Annotated in this window: 20 protein-coding genes; 6 read left to right on the forward strand and 14 right to left on the reverse strand. The window is 65.6% G+C overall.

The features are described from left to right. Positions 1 to 153: 153 nt before the first annotated feature. From CXR02_RS17955 to CXR02_RS17970, 4 genes are all read left to right on the forward strand, one after another. On the forward strand, positions 154 to 384 hold the full coding sequence (locus tag CXR02_RS17955) for a glucose PTS transporter subunit EIIB (RefSeq protein WP_058930899.1): 231 nt from the start codon (positions 154 to 156) through the stop codon (positions 382 to 384). After that, the gene (locus CXR02_RS17960; RefSeq protein WP_219816447.1) at positions 381 to 911 is read left to right on the forward strand and encodes a PTS glucose transporter subunit IIA; all 531 of its coding nucleotides are present in this window, start codon (positions 381 to 383) and stop codon (positions 909 to 911) included. Before CXR02_RS17955 ends, CXR02_RS17960 begins: the two co-directional genes overlap by 4 nt. Positions 912 to 916: 5 nt before the next feature. Beyond that, on the forward strand, positions 917 to 1,636 hold the full coding sequence (locus tag CXR02_RS17965) for a GntR family transcriptional regulator (RefSeq protein WP_104063222.1): 720 nt from the start codon (positions 917 to 919) through the stop codon (positions 1,634 to 1,636). Between the two features lie 176 nt (positions 1,637 to 1,812). Continuing rightward, positions 1,813 to 2,670 (forward strand): prephenate dehydratase, encoded by an 858-nt coding sequence (locus tag CXR02_RS17970; protein ID WP_104063223.1) that lies wholly within the window; start codon positions 1,813 to 1,815, stop codon positions 2,668 to 2,670. A 42-nt stretch (positions 2,671 to 2,712) separates the two neighbouring features. Here CXR02_RS17970 and CXR02_RS17975 read toward each other — a convergent pair whose 3' ends face one another. The 13 genes from CXR02_RS17975 to CXR02_RS18035 form a co-directional block, all read right to left on the reverse strand. Next, positions 2,713 to 4,710, reverse strand: coding sequence for an FAD-binding monooxygenase (locus tag CXR02_RS17975; protein ID WP_104063224.1), 1,998 nt, complete (start codon positions 4,708 to 4,710; stop codon positions 2,713 to 2,715). Between the two features lie 156 nt (positions 4,711 to 4,866). Next, entirely contained in the window at positions 4,867 to 5,238 is a 372-nt protein-coding gene (locus CXR02_RS17980; RefSeq protein ID WP_104063225.1) for a hypothetical protein, read from the reverse strand. A 149-nt stretch (positions 5,239 to 5,387) separates the two neighbouring features. Beyond that, complete coding sequence (gene urtE, locus CXR02_RS17985) at positions 5,388 to 6,077, reverse strand: urea ABC transporter ATP-binding subunit UrtE (protein WP_104063226.1); 690 nt, start codon at positions 6,075 to 6,077, stop codon at positions 5,388 to 5,390. Further along, positions 6,077 to 6,880, reverse strand: a complete 804-nt coding sequence (gene urtD / locus CXR02_RS17990; RefSeq protein WP_104063227.1) for an urea ABC transporter ATP-binding protein UrtD — start codon at positions 6,878 to 6,880, stop codon at positions 6,077 to 6,079. Before urtD ends, urtE begins: the two co-directional genes overlap by 1 nt. Next, positions 6,877 to 8,022 carry an urea ABC transporter permease subunit UrtC gene (gene urtC / locus CXR02_RS17995; RefSeq protein WP_104063228.1) on the reverse strand — a complete coding sequence of 382 codons (1,146 nt, stop codon included), beginning with the start codon at positions 8,020 to 8,022 and terminating at the stop codon, positions 6,877 to 6,879. The genes urtD and urtC overlap by 4 nt, the downstream gene beginning before the upstream one ends. Beyond that, entirely contained in the window at positions 8,019 to 8,903 is an 885-nt protein-coding gene (gene urtB, locus CXR02_RS18000; RefSeq protein ID WP_104063229.1) for an urea ABC transporter permease subunit UrtB, read from the reverse strand. Before urtB ends, urtC begins: the two co-directional genes overlap by 4 nt. A gap of 33 nt (positions 8,904 to 8,936) precedes the next feature. Then, the gene (gene urtA / locus CXR02_RS18005) at positions 8,937 to 10,202 is read right to left on the reverse strand and encodes an urea ABC transporter substrate-binding protein (protein ID WP_104063230.1); all 1,266 of its coding nucleotides are present in this window, start codon (positions 10,200 to 10,202) and stop codon (positions 8,937 to 8,939) included. A gap of 367 nt (positions 10,203 to 10,569) precedes the next feature. After that, positions 10,570 to 10,995, reverse strand: coding sequence for a heat shock protein transcriptional repressor HspR (locus tag CXR02_RS18010; protein WP_104063231.1), 426 nt, complete (start codon positions 10,993 to 10,995; stop codon positions 10,570 to 10,572). Between the two features lie 16 nt (positions 10,996 to 11,011). Beyond that, positions 11,012 to 11,986, reverse strand: a complete 975-nt coding sequence (locus tag CXR02_RS18015) for a DnaJ C-terminal domain-containing protein (RefSeq protein WP_181037283.1) — start codon at positions 11,984 to 11,986, stop codon at positions 11,012 to 11,014. 101 nt (positions 11,987 to 12,087) lie between these two features. After that, on the reverse strand, positions 12,088 to 12,774 hold the full coding sequence (locus CXR02_RS18020; protein ID WP_104063233.1) for a nucleotide exchange factor GrpE: 687 nt from the start codon (positions 12,772 to 12,774) through the stop codon (positions 12,088 to 12,090). Between the two features lie 2 nt (positions 12,775 to 12,776). Next, positions 12,777 to 14,654 carry a molecular chaperone DnaK gene (gene dnaK / locus CXR02_RS18025; protein WP_104063234.1) on the reverse strand — a complete coding sequence of 626 codons (1,878 nt, stop codon included), beginning with the start codon at positions 14,652 to 14,654 and terminating at the stop codon, positions 12,777 to 12,779. Between the two features lie 222 nt (positions 14,655 to 14,876). Then, the gene (locus CXR02_RS18030; RefSeq protein WP_104063235.1) at positions 14,877 to 15,104 is read right to left on the reverse strand and encodes a hypothetical protein; all 228 of its coding nucleotides are present in this window, start codon (positions 15,102 to 15,104) and stop codon (positions 14,877 to 14,879) included. 69 nt (positions 15,105 to 15,173) lie between these two features. Next, positions 15,174 to 15,950, reverse strand: coding sequence for a TetR/AcrR family transcriptional regulator (locus CXR02_RS18035; RefSeq protein WP_181037284.1), 777 nt, complete (start codon positions 15,948 to 15,950; stop codon positions 15,174 to 15,176). 127 nt (positions 15,951 to 16,077) lie between these two features. Here CXR02_RS18035 and CXR02_RS18040 point away from each other — a divergent pair, with 127 nt between their 5' ends. Then, positions 16,078 to 17,007: an NAD-dependent epimerase/dehydratase family protein gene (locus CXR02_RS18040; RefSeq protein ID WP_104063236.1), complete on the forward strand. Its 930-nt coding sequence runs from the start codon at positions 16,078 to 16,080 to the stop codon at positions 17,005 to 17,007. Positions 17,008 to 17,012: 5 nt separating this feature from the next. On the opposite strand, the gene CXR02_RS18045 is transcribed toward CXR02_RS18040, so the two are convergent. Continuing rightward, positions 17,013 to 19,229 (reverse strand): efflux RND transporter permease subunit, encoded by a 2,217-nt coding sequence (locus tag CXR02_RS18045; RefSeq protein ID WP_104063237.1) that lies wholly within the window; start codon positions 19,227 to 19,229, stop codon positions 17,013 to 17,015. Positions 19,230 to 19,416: 187 nt separating this feature from the next. On the opposite strand from CXR02_RS18045, the gene CXR02_RS18050 reads away from it, so the two are divergent. Continuing rightward, on the forward strand, positions 19,417 to 19,932 hold the full coding sequence (locus tag CXR02_RS18050) for a MarR family winged helix-turn-helix transcriptional regulator (protein ID WP_104063238.1): 516 nt from the start codon (positions 19,417 to 19,419) through the stop codon (positions 19,930 to 19,932). Positions 19,933 to 19,942 lie beyond the last annotated feature (10 nt).

A 19,942-nucleotide genomic window follows, 5' to 3' on the forward strand; every position in this document is an offset into this window, starting at 1 on the left:
GTGCGGGGATGCTTGATTCAGTAGAGTCTAGCTAACTGGTTATAACCAGTGACAACCATCACTGTGAAGGGCGCCGGCCTCAGTTGTCAACCTCAAGCCGTAAAAAGCTTCCGGCCCGGCGTCATTCACCGCGAAACGAACTCAGGAGTGGACATGTCCAAAGCAGAAATCATCCTCGCCGCCCTTGGCGGCGCCGATAACGTCGAAGAAATCGAAGGGTGCATCACACGCCTTCGCACCGAGGTGGTGGACTCCTCCCGCGTTGACGAGGCCGCCCTCAAGGCCGCGGGTGCCCACGGCGTCATGATGTCCGGCACGGTGGTCCAAGTGGTTGTGGGCCCGGAAGCCGAAAGCCTCGCCGAAGACATCCAGGACCTGATGTGAGCAGTCCTGATGTGAGCAGTCCCGAGGTGAGCACGCCTGACGCGAGCACGGAAGCGCCGACCCAGGTCATCAGCGTTGTCTCCCCCCTGCCGGGCCGGCTCATTCCCCTGAACGAGGTCCCAGACCCCGTGTTCGCCAAGGGACTTGTGGGTGGCGGCGCCGCCGTAGTCCCCGACGACGACGCCGGCGTCCTCACCGCCGTCGCACCGCTGGACGGCCGAGTCATCAAGGTCATGCCCCACGCCTACATCGTCCAGCACGCGTCCGGGCCCGCCGTGCTGGTCCACGTCGGCATCGACACCGTCGGCCTGAAGGGCGAGGGCTTCACCGTGCTCGCGCAGAAGGGTGATCAGGTCCGTGCAGGGGATCCCATGATCACCGTGGACGTCACACTGGTCCGTTCAAAGGACCTGAGCATGTGCAGTCCCGTGGTGATCCTGGACAGCGCGGCGGACGCCATCGAACCTCCGGCCTCCGGTGGCCGCGTGGAAGCAGGCGGCCACCTGTTCAAAATTCCCGGAAGATAGGAGACATGGATACGGCAGGGGAACTCAAACACGTCTGGGTCCGCAGGCAACTCCAGGACCTGGTGGCCACCACAATGCGGCCCGGGGACGCCCTGCTGGGTGAGCGGCAACTGGAGGAGCAGTTCGGCGTCTCCCGCATCACGGTGCGCCGCGCCATTTCGGACCTGGTCCAGGACGGCGCGTTGGTGCGGATCAAGGGGAAGGGCACGTTCGTCTCCCACGGGCTGGTGCGTTCCACCCTGCACCTGGCCTCGTTCAACGAGGACATGCGGGCAGCCGGATTCGAACCCAGCACACGGGTCATCAACGCATCCACGGCAGTGCCGCCGGCGGCGGCCGCCGATCACCTCGGGCTGGCGCCCGGGGAAACTGCCTTTCGCGTCCGCAGGCTGCGGCTCGCGAACGGCGCTCCCGTCAGTGTGGACGAATCGTGGCTGCCGCCCGCGCTGGTCCCCGGGCTGCTCTCGGAAGACCTGACGGGGTCCCTTTACCGGGCCCTCGGCGCCGCGGGGCACCCGGTGCAGCATGCGGAACAGACCGTCGAGGCCGCCGCCGCCCCTGCCGAGACCGCCGCGCTGCTGGACATCGAACCGGGGGCACCCGTCCTGCTCTTCCGGCGCCGTTCGTTCACCGGCCAGGAGGACCCCGGCACGCCCATCGAATACGCCGTCTCAACGTACCGCTCGGACCGGTACCAGGTGTCCATGCGGCTGGGTGCAGGCTAAGCCAACACTGCTGCATCGCACCAATGCCTCCGGCTCGGTGTCATCCCGCCCCTGATTCCCCAACTGAGTAGCGCTATCAGTCGTTTTGAGACTCCACAGTCGTTTTGAGCGCCCAAAATGGCACTTGACGCTACTCAGTTGGGTGGGCAGGCACCTGACGTGAAACCATACGGACCATGGCCCAGAAGATTGCGTACCAGGGTGAGCCCGGCGCCAACTCCAATATCGCGTGCATGCAGATGTTCCCCCAGCTGGACAGTGTTCCCTGCGCCAGCTTCGAGGACGCCTTCGAGCTGGTCTCCAGCGGCGAGGCGGAGCTGGCGATGATTCCGATTGAGAACTCGATCGCCGGCAGGGTGGCGGACATCCACATCCTCCTCCCCCAGTCGCACCTGCAGATCGTGGGCGAGTTCTTCCTGCCCATCCACTTTGACCTGCTGGGCATTCCGGGCAGCACCATCGAGGCGGCCACCGAGGTCCACAGCCACATCCACGCCCTGGGCCAGTGCCGCCGCCTGATCCGGGAGGCCGGGCTGCGTCCTGTCATTGCCGGGGACACCGCCGGATCCGCCCGGGAGGTCCGCGAGTGGAACGACCCCACCAAGCTGTCCCTCGCTCCCCCGCTCGCGGCCGAGATCTACGGCCTTGACGTGCTGGCGTCGCGGGTCGAGGACGACCCGTCCAACACCACCCGTTTTGTGGTCCTGGCGCGGGAAAAGCAACTGCCCACCCGGGAAGAGCTGACCGGACCGGCGGTGACCAGCTTTGTGTTCCGTGTAAGGAATGTCCCGTCGGCGCTGTTCAAGGCCCTGGGCGGGTTCGCCACGAACGGCGTGAACATGACGCGGCTGGAGAGCTACATGGTGGGGGACGAATTCGCGGCCACGATGTTCATGGTGGACGTCGAAGGCCACCCCGAGGACCTGCCGTTGCGCCTGGCCCTTGAGGAGCTGGATTTCTTCACCACGGAAGTCCGCATCCTGGGCGTCTATCCTGCTGCCGAGTTCCGGACCGCGCAGACAGTCACTGCCTGATCCTGGGGTCAGCGAATCAGGCCACGGCCGGTGCCCCGCCGGTCATGCCTCCTTGGGCAGCTCCCGCGTCTCGCGGAGCAGTAGGAGGGGAACGAAAAACGCGGCGAGTTCCGCCGTCGCGCCCACGGGCAGGACATTGGCCACGTACTGGTCCGGCCGCACCACCACCACCACGCCGCCGCGGTCCAGGCCGCGGAGCTCGAAGATGTCAGCTGCGGGATCGGTGGCGTAGACCTTCTCGTAGTCCGTCAGCTGGAACGGCCCGACTGATGGCTTGAACGCCGCCGGAACGGCACCGATGTCAACGTTTGTGTGGTCCTGCTGGTAGATAACCTTCACGTCGAACCACGCGTCCCGGTCAGCGCCCGACGGCGTGGCGGCCAGCGGTGATTCCGGCGAGTTCGCGATCCACTCGGCGAAGCCGGCAACGGACGACGGCGGCGCGTGCTGTCCCGCCGTCGGCTGCCCGGCATCCTGTTGTCCCGGCGTCTGTCCCGGCGTCGGGTGTTCTGTAGGCGGCGACGCGGGCTGAGGTGCTGCCGCGTCGGCGAAGACATAGATGCGCCACCGGCCGTCCGCCGTCGCGTGGTGGCCGAGATGCATCGGGGTGCCGTCGCACACCCGCACCACGGGCGCGGACTTGAACCGTTTGCCGATGGGGAAGCCGGAGGTCAAGTGCTGGTGCACCGGTTCTGCGGTAATCATGGACGGCGTGTACTGGGTCATGAAGCCCGCGGGGAACTCGGCGGTGCTGACGTAGAAGTCCTCAAGCTCGGAGGGGCTCGCAAACTCCTCCGGCTTCTTCGCCATCATGGTGGACCACTCTTTGTCGAAGTCGATCAGGTTCTTCGCCACCACCTGCCGCTCGGCCGAGTACGTGGCCAGCAGGCTTGCCGGACTGCGGCCCTCGAGCACATGCCCGAGCTTCCAGCCGAGGTTGAAGCCGTCCTGCAGCGAGACGTTCATGCCCTGGCCGGCCTTGGCGCTGTGCGTGTGGCAGGCATCGCCGGTGATGAACACGCGGGGTGTGCGCGTCCCGCGCTGGTCCGGAAGGACGTCGTCGAACCTGTCCGTGAGGCGGTGGGCGACCTCATACACGCTGTGCCATGCGACATTGCGGACGTCCAGGGTGTAAGGGTGCAAGATGGTGTTCGCGTGGCTGATGATCTGCTCGATGGTGGTGCTGCGCACGGCCCCGTGGTCCTCCGGCGCGACCTCGCCGAGGTCAACGTACATGCGGAACAGGTGCCCGCCTTCGCGCGGGATCAGCAGGATACTGCCGCCCGCACCGGACTGGATGGCGCATTTTGTGCGAATGTCGGGGAAGTCGGTGACGGCGAGAACGTCCATGACTCCCCACGCGTGATGGGCCTGGTCGCCGGCCATGGTGCAGCCGATCGATTCGCGGACCTTGCTGCGTGCGCCGTCCGCGCCGACGACGTACTTGGCCCGGACAACGCGGGTCTTGCCCTCGTCAGGTCCTGACGTGTGGACGAGCCTCACGGCGACTGGGTAGTCGCCGTCGCCGATTTCGAGGCTGCGGAACTCATAGCCGTAGTCGGGCGACATCCGCGCTGGCGCGTTGGCCATGTACTCGGCGAAGTAGTCCAGCACGCGGGCCTGGTTGACGATCAGGTGCGGGAACTCGCTGATGCCCGTGGGGTCGTCCGTTGTGCGGGCGGCGCGGGCGATCCGGGAGTGGTCGGCGGGGTCCGGTTTCCAGAACGCCATTTCGGTGATGCGGTACGCCTCGGCGATGATGCGCTCCGCGAACCCGAACGCCTGGAAGGTTTCGACGCTGCGGGCTTGGATACCGTCCGCCTGGCCGATGACGAGCCGCCCGGGGCGGCGCTCCACGATGCGCGTGGTGACGCCGGGGAACCGGGAGAGCTGGGCCGCGGTGAGCATGCCCGCAGGACCGGTGCCCACGATGAGCACGTCCACTTCGTCGGGAAGCTCGGCAGGCCGGTCCAGACCGACGCCGGATGCTGGCTGGATCCGCGGGTCACCGGATACGTAACCGTGGTGGTGGAACTGCACGGGCTTTCCTCACTTCGTTGTGTGGCTGGCACATTCGAATTCGATAATAGAACTCGGCATTCCATATATGAATCATGTCCTGAAGTGGAATTCTACGCGGCGGTGATGCAGGCCACAACCGGGCTCCTGCGACCGTGTGCCCGGGTCGCCGGAGTCCTACCCCATCGCCGGCGCAACTGACGTTCCGGAGCTGAATTGGCGGCGGGCCCAGCGGGCGAGTTTCTTGCCCTTGCCCTTCCACCAGTTGTCTTCGTCCTTGTCGTCGTGCAGACGGAAGATGATCGCCACCATCACGAACATCGACATGCCAACGTCCATCCAGGACCAGGCCAGCGCGTCGATCAGCACACTCATGCCGGCAGCGATGATGGACGGAACGGCCAGCGTCCGGAAGACAGTGCTGGCCACGTAGCGCCGGTGCGACCTCGGTACGGACAGCGCCCGCACCAGGTCAAAGCACATGCACACCACCACGACGGCCTGACCGGCGGCAAGCAGGATCAGCCCGACACTGGACCCTGCGAACATAACGACTGAAGAACCAAACACGAGAAACCCCCAGAGGCTCGAACCTGCGCTGTGAGACCAGCTGAAGTTCCATTCAAGCCAATGGGGGTCGTCGGGTCACGAGTAGTGAGTACTCGCTTTTCCGGCACGAGACAAGCGTTGTTCTTGCCTCAGATGAGCATTGCCTGCCGCACATTGCCCGCCGATCCGGCGCCGCCGGCTCCCGAGGAGGAGACCTTTCCGGCCGACAGGACGTAGTAGCTGTCCGCCGCATGGAGGGCAAACCCGATGTGCTGCTCCACCAGGAGGATGCTCATGCCGCGCTGGGACAGCTTGACGATGGTCGCTTCGATCTCGGCCACAACGTTGGGCTGGATGCCTTCGGTTGGTTCGTCGAGAATCAGCAGGCGCGGGTCGGTGATCAGCGCCCGGGCAATGGCCAATTGCTGCCGCTGGCCACCTGACAGCAGCCCGGCCCGCCGTGCCAGCAGCGGCCGGAGCGCGGGAAACATGTCGAGGGCCTCGGCCACGCGTACAGTGCCGTTCCTGCGCCCGTCAGCGATGAGCTGCAGATTCTCCATAACGGACAGCTGCCCGAATGACTGCTGGCCTTGCGGTACATAGGCCATGCCGCGCGCCACCCGCTGGTGCGGGCGGAGGGCCGAGATGTCCTCCCCATCCAGGGTGATGCGTCCGGCCATGGGTTTGAGGAGCCCGACGACGGCGCGCAGCAACGTTGTTTTGCCGGCGCCATTGTGCCCCAGCACCGAAACGACGGCTCCCTCCCGGACGGTGACACTCACCCCGGAGATCACCTGGGTGCGGCCGTAGCCGGTCTGCAGATTTTCGATTTCAAGCATCAGTGGCCTTCCGTTCCCGCGGTCCCCAGGTAGACGTCCTGCACCTTTTTGTCTGCCTGCACCTGCGCTACGCTTCCCTCGCTGAGGACCTTGCCGGCGGCAAGGACAGAGACGGACGTGGCGAACTCCCGGACGAAGTCCATGTCGTGTTCAATCACCAGGGTGATCCGGTTGGCCGCGATGCGGCGCAGCAGTTGGCCGGTTTCGCCGCGCTCATCCTGGCTCATCCCCGCAATCGGTTCGTCCAGCAGGAGTACGTCTGAGTCCTGAACCAGGAGCATGCCGATCTCCAGCCATTGCTTCTGTCCGTGGGCGAGGACGCCTGCCTTCTTGTCCGCCGCGCCTGCCAGGCCGATGATGTCCAATGCTTCTTCGACGGCCGGGTCCACGGTCTTCCGGCGGCGGAGCATCTGAAGCGGGCTGCGGCCGGAGCCCGCAGCGATGTCGAGGTTCTGGACTACGGAGAGGTTCTCAAACACGCTTGCCGTCTGGAAGGTGCGCCCCACACCCAGCCGGGCGATCTTATGCACTTTGCGGCCGAGGATCTCCGTGCCGGTGTGGTTCACCGATCCCGTAGCCGGCACCAGCCCGGTGATGGCATCAATTACCGTCGTTTTCCCGGCACCATTGGGGCCGATCAGGAACCGCAGGTCGCCCTGGATCACGTCAAGGTTGACGTTGTCCACGGCGAGGAATCCGTCAAAGGAAACCGAGAGATTGCGGACTTCGAGGTATTTGGGCCGGCCGCGGCGCCATCCCCCGGCCTGTGGCTCCCCGTCAGGGAGCAGCGTGGGCGTCGTCATCTGCTGACCTCCTCAGGCTTGGTGGTTTTGACTTCAACATTGGGATCCGGAGCTTCGGGGCCAGGCGCTGCGGGCAATGGCGCTGCGGGCAGGGTTCTGCGCCATCTGCCCACCAGCGACGGCAAAGAGGCAAGCCCGCCCGGCATAAACCCGATGACCAGGACAAACAGCAGGCCCTGGAAGTACACCCAGAAGGACGGGAAAGTTGAGGACAGGCCGGACTGGGCGGCGGCGACGCAGACAGCGCCGAGGACGGGCCCCAGAAGTGTGGCGCGGCCGCCGATTGCGACGCCGATAAGGAATGCGATGGACGGGATCACGCCCACGTCCGCAGGCGAGATGATCCCGACAAGGGGGACGAACAACGCCCCCGCCACGCCTGCCAGGACGGCGGCAACCACGTATATGACGGTCTTGACGGTCGCCGGATCGTATCCTAGGAAACGGACGCGCTCCTCCTGGTCACGGACCGCCACCAGCAACTCACCGAACCGGCTATGCATCAGCTGCCGGGCAAGGGCGAGCGACAGCAGCAGGACAACCGCCGCGATCATGTACAGCATGAGCTTGTTGTTCGGGTCCTGCAGGTCAAAACCGAAGAAGGAGCGGAACCCGTTGAGTCCGTTGGAACCGCCGGTTGTAGCCTGCTGGCCGATCAGCAACACGGCGAAGGCGGCCGCTAGCGCCTGGCTGAGAATCGCGAAATAGGCACCTTTGACGCGGCGCTTGAAGATCGCCAAGCCCAGGACAAGTGCCACCAGCCCCGGAACCAGGACCACGGCAAGGAGCGTCACGGCGGGGCTCCGGAACGGTTCCCACCAGCCGGGCACCTCGCCGCTGCCGTAGAGGGACATAAAGTCCGGCACACCGGAGCCGCCGAAGAGCGAGGCGTCGGCCAGCTTCATGTGCATGGCCATGATGTAGGCGCCGAGCCCGAAGAACACCCCCTGGCCCAGGGTCAGCATGCCGCCGCGTCCCCACGCCAGGCCGATACCGACTGCCACGATCGCAAAGCAGAGGAACTTCCCCAGCAGGCCAAGGTTGAACGCCGGAAGCACCGCGGGTGCAACTGCCAGGAGCAGGACCGCACCAAGGGTGAATCCGGACGCCGTTCCCAACCGCCCGTGCAACAGGCTTTTCATGCCAGGCTCCTTGTTTTGAGGCTGAAGATGCCCTGCGGCCGAAGCTGAAGGAACACCACAATCACGATCAGGATCAGGACCTTGCCAATGCTGGCCGTCGTCGAGTATTCGAAGACGGCCTGCAGTACTCCCAGGGCAAAGGCTGCGATGACGGCCCCCTTGATCTGACCGATGCCCCCGGCCACCACCACCAGGAAGGCGTCCACTATGTAGTTGGTGCCCAGGTAGGGGCTTGTTGAACCAATGAGGGTGACGGCGACGCCGGCGACGCCAGCCAGGCCCGAACCGATGAAGAATGTCAGCTGGTCGCTGCGCCGGGTTGACACCCCACTCGTCTCCGCGAGGTCCCGGTTCAGGACAACGGCCCGGATTCGGCGCCCGAGCGGCGTGGCCTTCAGGAGGAGGACCAGTCCGGCCAGGCACAGCAGCGAGAGCCCCAGGATGAAGAGTCTGGTCAGCGGGATGGGAGCGCCCAGCAACTCAATGTTCCCCTGCAGCCACGCCGGTGCGCGGACATCGACGCTGGGTGCGCCGAAAATGTCACGTGCGGCCTGCTGCAGGATGAGGGCCACCCCGAATGTGACCAGGAGTGTGTCCAGGGGCCGGTGGTACATGCGGCGCAGCAGCACCGCCTCGAGCACCAGCCCCAGGACACCTCCCACCAGGAAGCCTGCGGGAATGGAAACCAGCAGCGATACGCCGGCGTCGGAGATGGCCCGCTGGACCACAAAGGCCGTGTACGCCCCGGCCATCATGAACTCACCGTGGGCCATGTTGATGACCCCCATCTGGCCGAAGGTCAACGACAGTCCCAGTGCCGCCAGGAGCAGCACGGAGCCCAGGCTGAGTCCGGCGAACATCTGCCCTATTAGGAGTTCCATTCCAGCAGGCCTTTCGTCGATGTTCCGCGGCCGCTACTTGGCCAGGCTCTTGGCCCAGTCGTAGGTGGCCAGATACGGATCCGGTTCAACGGCCGCGGGCGATGACCAGACCGTGTCGATCAGGCCCGCTGAATTGATCTTGCCGATGCGGGGTGTCTTGGTGATGTGGTTGTTCTCCCCGTTGACCGTGACCAGGCCTTCAGGCGCTTCGAAGGTCACCCCGTCCGCGGCGGCCTGCACCTTGTCCACCTCAAAGGATCCCGCCTTCTCCACCATTGCCTTCCAGAGGTACAGCGAGGTGTAGGCCGCTTCCATGGGGTCGCTCGTCACACGCTCGGCGCCGAACTTCGCCTTGAACGCCGCCACGAACTTCTTGTTGGCCGGCGTGTCCAGGGTCTGGTAGTAATCCCAGGCCGTCAGCTGGCCTTCCACGTTGTCCAGGCCGACGCCGGGGACTTCCTCCTCGGCGATGGACACGGAGACCACGGGCATGCTGTCCGCCGTCAGGCCAACGCTCTTGTACTGGCGGAAGAAGGCCACGTTGCTGTCGCCGTTGAGGGTGTTGAAGACCGCATCGGCCTTGGAGTCCCGGACTTTGTTGACGATGGTGGAGAATTCCGTCGAGCCGAGCGGGGCGTACTCCTCGCCGAGGACTTCGATGCCCTTGGCCGCGGCGTAGGCCTGGATGATTTTGTTGGCTGTTCGCGGGAAGACGTAGTCACTGCCAACCAGGAAAAGGGACTTGGTTCCCTGCTCCGCCAGGTAGTCCAAGGCAGGAATGATCTGCTGGTTGGTGGTGGCCCCGGTGTAGAAGATGTTCTTGGACGACTCCAGGCCCTCGTACTGCACCGGATAGAACAGCAGCGCGTCGTTGGCCTCAAACACGGGGAGCATCGCCTTGCGGCTTGACGAGGTCCAGCCGCCGAACACCGCGGCGGTGCAGTCCTGCTGGATCAGTTTCCCGGCACGCTCCGCGAACTTGGTCGGCTCGCTGGCGCCGTCCTCACTGACGACCTCAAGCTGTTTGCCCAGGACACCGCCGGAAGCATTGATCTCCTCGGCGGCCATGGTCAGGGAGTCGAAGACTGTGCTCTCACTGATGGCCATGGTGCCTGAGAGCGAGTTGATGAACCCCACCTTGATGCTGCTGCCTGAGGTGTTGACACAGGAAGTGCCGCTGCTCGCGGTGGAGCCGGCGGACGCAGGATCCGCGATCTGGCTGCCGCAGCCTGCCAGGACCGTGACCATGGCGGCTGCCGCCAGGGGAAGGAAAGCGCGTTTGGTGACCGAAACCCTCATGTGTACCTGCTTCTCACTCCGCCGCTGCGCTGGGCACCGGCTCGCCTCCGAGGTCCTGAGAAGTGACCCCTTGCGATGAACGTAGGAGCGAATTGTTTCGGCGCCTGCCCGATTGGTTTCGAAACCGTTTCGGGGCGGCTTCCCGTCCCGGCCGGGAGTTCAGGCGCACGACAGCTGTGCGGGAGAAAACCGCGGGAAAGCGGGCCTTGGGAGAGTTAACCTGCGGGAAACCTGCCGCGGCGTAACTTTGGCCCGGTAGCCGGACATAATCCGGCCCGGGCACTTATAACCGGCCCTGACATGTGGCTATACGCAGATCCCAAGAAGCGGGAAGGCTGTCCAGGCACCGGCGGGGCTTCCCCGGCGCTTATTCGCCCAGCGCCCTGGGCCTCCAGACCACGACGGCCTGGGACCGCGCGCGGGGGCGCTGGCCGCGGGCCAGGCTCACCACGTCGCCGGCGGCACCGGCTGCGAAGATCCGCGAATCAAGGGGATCACGACGGCGGCCCAGCTCCTCGGTCAGCTCGCTCACCATGCGCTGCAGCGCGGCCACCTGGTTCTCGAGCTCAAGGATACGTTTGATGCCTTCGAGCGAGACGCCCTCGTGGGACAGCTGCTGGACTTCGCGCAGCATGTTGATGTCCCGTTGCGAGTAGCGGCGGGACTTCCCCGGCGCGCGGCTGGGCGAAACGATGCCCAGCCGGTCGTACTGCCGGAGGGTCTGCGGGTGCATGTCCGCAAGTTCAGCCGCCACGGAGATCACGAAGATCGGCTGGTCAGCGTTGATGTCCACGGTCTGCTCCAGCTGCCTACAGCCGGGCCTTGGCGGCCAGGCCTTCACGGACATCGGCGTCGGCGGTGGCTTCGGCAAAGGCCTTCACGGCTGCTTCGGCTTCCTTGTTCAGGTTCTTCGGCACCGCGACGTCGATGGTCACCAGAAGATCGCCGGTGACCTTGGAGGTCTTCACGCCGTGGCCTTTGACCCGGAGCGTACGCCCCGAAGGCGTGCCTGCCGGGACACGGACCTTGACGGTCTCGCCGTCGATGGTGGGGACCTGGATGTCGGCGCCCAAGGCAGCTTCCGGGAAGGTGACCGGGACGTGGATGCGGAGGTTGTCGCCGTCGCGCGTGTAAAAATCGTGGGGCTTGACGGACACGGCCACCATGAGGTCGCCGTTGCCGGCCGGGCCGGGCTGGCCCTTGCCGCGAACGCGCACCTTCTGGCCGTCCTTGATGCCGGCGGGAACGCGGACATCAATGACCTCGCCGCTGGGTTCGCGCAGTCCGATCGAGGTGCCGCGGATGGAGCCCGCGAAGGAAATCGTGGTCGACGCGGTGCGGTCCGCACCCTTCTGCGGGGTCCGCTGGAAGCCGGGCTGGGCCCCGAAGCCACCGCCGCCGAAAAGGTCAGCGAACTCGGGCGGAATCCCGCCGGCCGTGCTGAAGCCGCCGGCGTGGCGTCCGGTGCTCCCGGTAAAGAGGCCACCGAACATGTCCTCGAACCCGCCATTGGCGGCACCGGCGCCGCCTGGAGCGAACCGGGCGCCACCGCCCATTGCCCGGATCGCGTCATACTGCTGCCGCTCATCGGGATCGGAAAGCACCGAATAGGCCTCGGAGATGTCCTTGAACTTCTTCTCCGACGCAACATCCCCCGAGTTGGTGTCCGGGTGGTGCTGGCGGGCAAGTTTCCGGTAGGCCTTCTTAATGTCGGCGTCGGAAGCGTCCTTGGCGATACCAAGGATCGCGTAAAAGTCCTTGTCCACCCAATCCTGGCTAGCCAATGGCGTTTCCTTTCAAAGTTATGGGTCGGTCGGTGGTTGAGCCTGTCGAAACCCGGGTTTCGACAGGCTCAACCACCGAGGCTCAACCACCGGAGGTAATGCTAGGCCGGAACTGCGACGATGACCTGAGCTGCGCGGAGCACGCGGTCGCCTGACCGGTAGCCGGAGCGGAGCACCTGGCTGACGGTGTCAACCTCGATGTCCTCGCCCGGCTGCTGGATGAGGGCCTCGTGGATCGTTGGATCGAACTCCACTCCGGTCTCATCAATGCGGACCAGGCCGTACGTCTTCAGCGCGTTCTCCAGCTTGGTGGCGATCGCGGCGAACGGGCCGTCGGTCAGGTCACCGTGCTGGCGGGCAGCATCGACGTCGTCCAGTACCGGCAGCAGGGAGTTCAGGACGCCGATGACGGCCATCTCCCCTGCCACGGCCCGGTCGCGCTCAACGCGCTTGCGGTAGTTGACGTATTCAGCCTGGAGGCGGAGGAGATCGTTCTTCAGCTCGGCAGCCTCAGCGTTAGTGGGTGAGCCTGCCGAAACACCCTGTGCCACCGATTCCTCGGCCGGCACCTCGATGCCGTTCAGGATTTCCTCGGCCTGGGCGAGTGCATCGCCGTCGCTGTCCACAGGCTCGCCCACTGGAGACTCGCCCACCGGCGCGTCAGCGGGCTGCTCGCCCTCCGGGTGCCGGGCCTTCCCTGTCACCGGATCAACCTTGCGGTTGTCCCGGATGACCGGCTCCTGGTTCGCGGATGAGTTGTGCTCCTCCTCGTTACCGTGGTGCGGCATGGCTACTTCTTCGCTTCGTCTTCGTCGATGATCTCGGCGTCGACGATGTCCTCATCAGCAGCCTTGTCGCCGGCCGGAGCCCCTGGGGCACCTTCGGCACCTGCGGCACCGGTGGCACCGTCCGGCGAACCGGCGTGGGCGTAGATGGCCTCACCGAGCTTCGTCTGGGAAGCCTGCAGCTTCTCGAACGCGGTCTTCACAGCAGCGTCGTCGGTGCCTTCGAGTGCCTTCTTGAGGGCGTCGACGTCGGCCTGGACGTCCGTCTTGACCTCTTCGGGCAGCTTGTCGGCGTTGTCCGCGATCAGCTTGTCCACTGAGTAGGCGAGCTGCTCGGCGGTGTTGCGGGTGTCGGTCGCCTCGCGGCGGGCCTTGTCCTCGGCCGCGTGCTCCTCGGCGTCCTTGACCATGCGGTCAATGTCTTCCTTGGAGAGCGCGGTGCCGCCGGTGATGGTCATGGACTGTTCCTTGCCGGTGCCCTTGTCCTTTGCCGAGACGTGCACGATGCCGTTGGCGTCGATGTCGAACGTGACCTCGACCTGCGGGACGCCGCGCGGAGCCGGCGCGATGCCGGTCAGCTCGAACGTGCCCAGCGGCTTGTTGTCGCGGGTGAACTCACGCTCGCCCTGGAAGACCTGGATGGCCACGGACGGCTGGTTGTCATCCGCCGTGGTGAAGGTCTCGGAGCGCTTCGTGGGGATGGCGGTGTTGCGCTCGATCAGGTGCGTCATCACACCACCCTTGGTTTCGATGCCCAGGGACAGCGGGGTGACGTCGATCAGCAGGACGTCCTTGCGCTCGCCCTTGAGGACGCCGGCCTGGAGTGCGGCACCGACGGCCACGACCTCATCAGGGTTGACGCCCTTGTTCGGTTCCTTGCCGCCGGCGAGTTCCTTGACGAGCTCGTACACGGCGGGCATACGGGTGGAACCGCCCACCAGGACGATGTGGTCGATCTCGGAGAGCTTGATGCCGGCTTCCTTGATGACGTCCTGGAACGGCTTCTTGGTGCGGTCCAGCAGGTCCTTGGTAAGGTCCTGGAACTTGGCGCGGGTCAGCTGCTCGTCCAGGTGGACCGGGCCGTCGGGGGTGACGGACAGGTACTGGAGGGAGACGTTGGTGCTGGTGGAGGAGGACAGTTCCTTCTTGGCCTGCTCCGATGCCTCGCGGAGGCGCTGCAGGGCGATCTTGTCCTTGGACAGGTCGATGCCCTTAACCTTGAGCTGCTTGAGCAGGTAGTCAACAACGCGCTGGTCCCAGTCGTCGCCGCCGAGGTGGTTGTCACCGGCGGTGGAGCGGACCTGGATGGTGGAGAAGTTGTCTTCGTCCTTGCCGACTTCGAGCAGGGAGACGTCGAATGTTCCGCCGCCGAGGTCGAAGACCAGGATGAGCTCGTCTTCCTTGCCCTTGTCCAGGCCGTAAGCCAGTGCAGCCGCGGTGGGCTCGTTGACAATGCGGAGGACGTTCAGGCCTGCGATTTCGCCGGCCTCCTTGGTGGCCTGGCGCTGCGCGTCATTGAAGTACGCGGGCACGGTGACGACCGCGTCGGTGACCTTTTCGCCCAGGTACGACTCGGCGTCGTTCTTCAGCTTCATCAGGATGCGGGCAGAGATTTCCTGCGCCGTGTACTTCTTGTCGTCGATGGAGACGGACCAGTCAGTGCCCATGTGGCGCTTGACGGAGGCGATGGTGCGGTCGATGTTGTTGACGGCCTGGCGCTTGGCGATCTCGCCGACCAGGACTTCGCCGGACTTGGAGAATGCAACGACCGACGGCGTGGTGCGGCCGCCCTCGGCGTTGGCAATAACGGTGGGCTCGCCACCTTCGAGAACGGAGACGACGGAGTTGGTGGTTCCGAGGTCGATACCTACTGCACGTGACATGTGTTGCTTCCTTCTTTCCTTGGAAACTTGCTGGCGCTCGTGTTGAGCGTTCTGCACTCAACTTTACTCAACGCGCAAGCCATGTCAATCCAAAGTTGAGCGGAGTACGCTCAACTTTGGATTTTTGGGTCACGGCAGGCTCAATCGATTCCCCGGATTTCCGGGATTTTTGTGCGCGAAATCCGCTTCCTGGGGAAGTAGTTCGCTGTGCGTGAACGGCTGCTACGTGTTCTTGTCCTCATCCACTTCCACCTCGCGCGCGCTGTCAACAGAGCCGGCATCGCCGTAGTCGCCTTCAGGATAGTGGCCCTCCTCGGGCTGGTTCTCCGCGCCGCCCACCACGCCGGCCTCGCCGTAGTCGCCTTCCTCATACTGGCCACCTTCACCCTCCAGCCCGGGCTCGGTGCTGCCTTTGCGGCGATCTTCCTCAGGTGCGGTGTTCTCACTCATGACGTGATCTCTCCTTTGAGTTTCCGCGTCCATCCGGGCGCATTTGGAGTCTACTCAGCCGGAGGCGGGCTAAACAGGGGTGGCCGCAGACTTCGGGTCGTCCCGCGGGTTTCCGTCCGGCACGAGCCCCGCCATCGCCGCGAGGACGGTGAGGTGGTGTTCAAAGAGTTCGCCCCGGGCACGGAACGTATCCGGGCCATATTGGCCAAAAACCTCAAAACTCACGGCCCCGAAGAGCGACGTCCACACGAGGGCACCGTTCGCCTGGAGTTCGTCCGGCAGGGCCAGCCCGAGTTCGCTGCGGATCGCTTCCAGGTCGGCGGACAAGGCAGAAGGTACGACGGCCGTGCGCGCCGTGGCGGCCAGCGCACCTGCCCGGTAGGCGCCGTCGAGAATGCCGATCAGGCGGTAGATCACGCGCGTTCCCGGGGTTGTGGTCTGGCTCGAGGGGGCCCGGTAGCCGGGGACCGGACTCCCGAAAAGCAGGCCGTAGCGCGCCGGCTCCCGTAGCGCCCAGGTCCTGACAGCCCGGCCGAGCGCCTTGAACCTGCCATCGAAGTCACGCTCCGGCAGCGCGTTCACCGCGGCATCCACGGCGTCGCCGAGCTCGCTGTAGGCGTCCACCAGAAGCAGCGTGAGCAGCTCGTCGCGGTTGGCCACGTAGCGGTAGACGGCGGAGGAGACCACGCCAAGATCCCTTGCCACGGCGCGGAGGGACAAGGCGGCCGCGCCCTGCGTTGCCAGGTGCTCCCTGCCCAGCCTGACGATGTCGGCAATAGTCTGGGCGCGGGCGCGCTCCCGCGGTGTCCGAAGGATGGTTTCCGTGTCCGCGGCAGGGTCATTCATTGCCCCAGCATGGCACAAGTCAGAGCAGTGTCAACAATTGAGAGCACCGATCTTGACAAGTATCATCCGGGGGCGCACGCTATTGAGAGAGCGGTGCTCTCAATAGCGAATTCTTGAAGGGGAAGTCATGAACGATCTATACGTAGTTACGGGCGCGGGGCCTGTGGGCTGGACAGTCGCAGAACAGCTCGCGGGGCAGGGGAAAAACGTCAGGATCGTCACCCGTTCGGGCAGCGGCCCCAAGCACCCGCTGGTGGAGCAGGTGAAGGCCGACGTCCAGGACGCCGCCCAACTGCGGGACGCCTTCGCGGGCGCCACTGCCGTCTTCCACTGCATCCACGGCTCCGCCTACAGCGTGGACGCGTGGCAAGCAGAACTGCCACGGGCCGAGCAAACGGTGCTGTCCGCGGCAGGCGAGGCAGGCGCCGTCGTCGTTTTTCCCGAAAGCCTTTACTCGTACAGCGAGCCTGAACGCCCCATGGTCGAGGCGGGTCCGCGGACTGCCAGGGGCGGCAAGCGGGGCGTCCGCACCGCGCTGCTCAAGGCGCGGGACGCCTCGCCGACCAACACCGTCAGCGTGGTTGCCGGCGATTTCTTTGGCCCTCGGGTGCGAACCTCACATGCCGGAGAGCGCGTGGTCCCCGCCGTCCTGGCCGGCAAGAAAGTCTGGGTCATCGGGAGCGCCGATCAGCCCCATTCATTCACGTACGTCCCGGACCTGGCCGCCGCGATGATCCATGCCGCGGCGACGCCGTCGCTGTGGAACAAGGTGTGGCACGCGCCCACGGGTCCGGCAGTCACGCAGCGGCAGCTGGCCACAGCGTTCACCGAGGCTGGCGGAGTGCAGGCGCCGAAGCTTGGAGCCATTCCGGGCTGGGTGCTCCGGACTATGGGTGTGTTCTCGAAAGACTTCCGCGAAGTTGCCGAAATGCTCTACCAGTTCGAGCGGCCGTTTGTGATGGACTCCGCCGCCAGCGAGTCCGTGTTTGGCCTGCGGCCGACGCCCCTGCCCGAGGCGGCCGCGACCACGGTGGCCTGGTGGCACGCGCAGGGCTAGGTGCCCTAGCGGCGGCTGGCAGACCCTGACGCGGGATGAATGCCGGGCTCGGCCGGGCCAACCTCCCGCCGCACCGCGGCATCCAGCTCCGTCCGGCCCAGCTTGCCGGGCCACCAGATGCGCGGGCCGATGTCGTACGCCAGCGCAGGGACCAGCAGCGAGCGCACCAGCACGGTGTCCAGCAGTACGCCGAACGCCACAATGAAGGCCAGCTGCACCAGGAACATGATGGGGATGACGCTCAGTGCGGCGAACGTGGCGGCCAGCACCACGCCGGCCGAAGTGATCACTCCGCCGGTCACGCCGAGTCCGCGAAGGATGCCCGGCCGGGTCCCGTGCTTCAGCGACTCTTCCCGCACCCGGCTCATCAGGAAGATGTTGTAGTCCACACCCAGGGCAACCAGGAACACAAACCCGAACAGGGGCACGGTGGCGTCGGCGCCGGGGAATCCGAGCAGGCTGTTGAAGACCACGGCCGAAACGCCCATGGCCGCGCCGTACGACAGCACTACGGAGAGCACAAGCAGGACCGGCGCCACCACGGAGCGAAGCAGCAGCATCAGGATGACCAGGATGACCGCCAGGACGATGGGGATGATGATCACCAGGTCGCGCTGGGCGGTGGTGTTGGTGTCCAGGGCAGTGGCGGTCACGCCGCCAACCAAAGCGCCGGCGTCGACCGCTTTTACCTCCTGGCGCAGCGCCTTGACTGCATCCTCCGCCTCGATGGAATCCGCGGCGTAATTAAGCGTGGCGTTGATCAGCACTCTGCCGTCGTGGACGTCCGGGGCGCTGGGAGCGCCGGGGGCACCGGTGATCGGCACACTGCCTTCAGCCAGGAGGTAGGCGTCTCCCATGCCGTCGGCCGCTTTGACCTTTTCCAACACCTGAGCGGCCTTGCTTTCGTCCGCAATTACGACGGCGGGGCTGCCGCTGCCGGCGTCGAAATGCCGCGCCAGTGCGTCCTGGCCGTCCACCGCATTGGACGCGGTAAGAATGACCTCGGTCTGCGGCACGCCGTTGGCCTTCAGCTGCAGCACCCCCGCCGAAGCCACCAGCAGGAGGAGGACCGACGCGACCCAGACCGTGCGCGGGCGGCGGGAGACCAGCGAACCGGTGGCCCGCCAGATGCCCTTCTGCCCTTCCAGGCCGGTGACCAGCTCTGGCTCGCGCTCGCCCGCCGGAACCAGCTTGGGGCGGAACGGCCAGAACGCGGCCCGGCCCAAAAGTGCCATCAGGGCGGGCAGGAGGGTCAGCGCGGCGAAGAGCGAACAGAGGATGCCCGCAGCCGCAACGGGGCCCAGCGCCTTGTTGGAGTTCAGGTCCGAGAACAGCAGGCAGAGCAAGGCAATGATGACAGTGGCGCCGGAAGCCAGGATCGGCTCGAACGACGCCTTCCACGCCGTCAGCACCGCTTCCGTCCGGTTGCGCGTGTGGGTCAGGGCCTCGCGGAACCGCGCCACGTACAGCAGGGCATAGTCCGTGGCCGCGCCGATCACCAGGATGGACAGGATGCCCTGGCTCTGGCCGCTCAGCTGGATCCAGCCGAGCTTGGCCATGCCGAACACCAGCAGGATGGCGGCGCAAAGCGCAAAGACCGAGGTGAGCAGCACGGCGAGCGGCAGGAGGAGCGAACGGTAGACGATCAGCAGGATCAGGAAGACCGCGCCGAGCGCCACGAGCAGCAGGACGCCGTCGATGCCGGCGAAGGCGCTGACCAGGTCTGCGGTCAGGCCCGCGGGGCCGGTGACGAAGGTCTGCATGCCTGCGGGGGTGGAATCCGCCAGGAAGTCCCGCAACTCCTGGACGGATTCCTTCAGCTCGCCGGAGGACCCGATCGGGGCTATGAACTGGACCGCTTTCCCGTCCTGGGACGGGATGGGGCCGATCACGGCGCTGCCCAGTTCCAGGCCCTCCAGCCCAGCTTTCAGGGATGACAGTTCGCCAAGCTCCGCGGGGCTGATGGCGGCGTCGTTTTCGATGACGATTACCGCCGGCACTTCGTCTGAATCGCGGAACCTTGCCTGCCAGTCCTGCGCGGCGGTGGCCTCGGCGCTCGCCGGCAGGAACGAGGCCTGGTCATTCGAGGAGACCTCCTCGAGCCGGCCGAACGTGGGTCCCCCCACGCCGGCAATGGCCAGCCACGTGAGCACCAGCAGAACGGGAAGGAGCCAGCGCAGCCAGAACGGTGCCCTCGCGCTGTGCTGGGGATTTGATGTCATGATTCCTGCTTCGCTCGGGGTGGCCGCGGTACACTTGATTCCATCCTAGAGTATCTCCTCCATGGAGATAAATACTTTGAGTTGGGTTTCCTGCTTGAAACTACTCATCGGGCGTCGCTGCAGTAATATCCGTCAGGGCACCAGACCAGATCTCGGGCACCAGTAAGCGAGCGGAGGCGGGACGAACATGACAGACGAAGCGTTCCAGCGCCCACCGGACTCCGCACCCTTCGCCCTGGTCCGCCTGCTCCAGGACTTCACGCTGGAGGCCAACAGGTATGTGGACACGGCGGGCGGCCGCAACGACATGCACCGCACGGATCTCAACGCGCTGGCGGTGATCATGCGGCACACCGCCAAGGGCCTGGTGGTCACGCCGGGCATCCTGCGCAGGGAACTCAACCTCAGCTCGCCCGCAACCACCGCGCTCATCGACCGGCTGGACAGTTCAGGGCACGTTGTGAGGGAGCGTCTCGGCCCGGACCGGAGGCAGGTCCAGTTGCGCATGACACCCAAAGCCTTCCAGGACGGTAGCGCCATCTTTATGCCGCTTTCGCGCCACATGGGTGCCGCCATGGCGGGCTTCTCGCCCGAAGAGTTGGAGCTGGTCAGCCGGTTCATGGCCGCCATGGTGGACGCCACCATCGCGGCCCGTGAGGAAACGTCCGACGGCGGCCCCGCCTCGTCCACTCCGCCCAAGTAGGTCGCAGTAG

Source organism: Arthrobacter sp. 4R501 (assembly GCF_002929755.1).
Classification (GTDB): domain Bacteria; phylum Actinomycetota; class Actinomycetes; order Actinomycetales; family Micrococcaceae; genus Arthrobacter.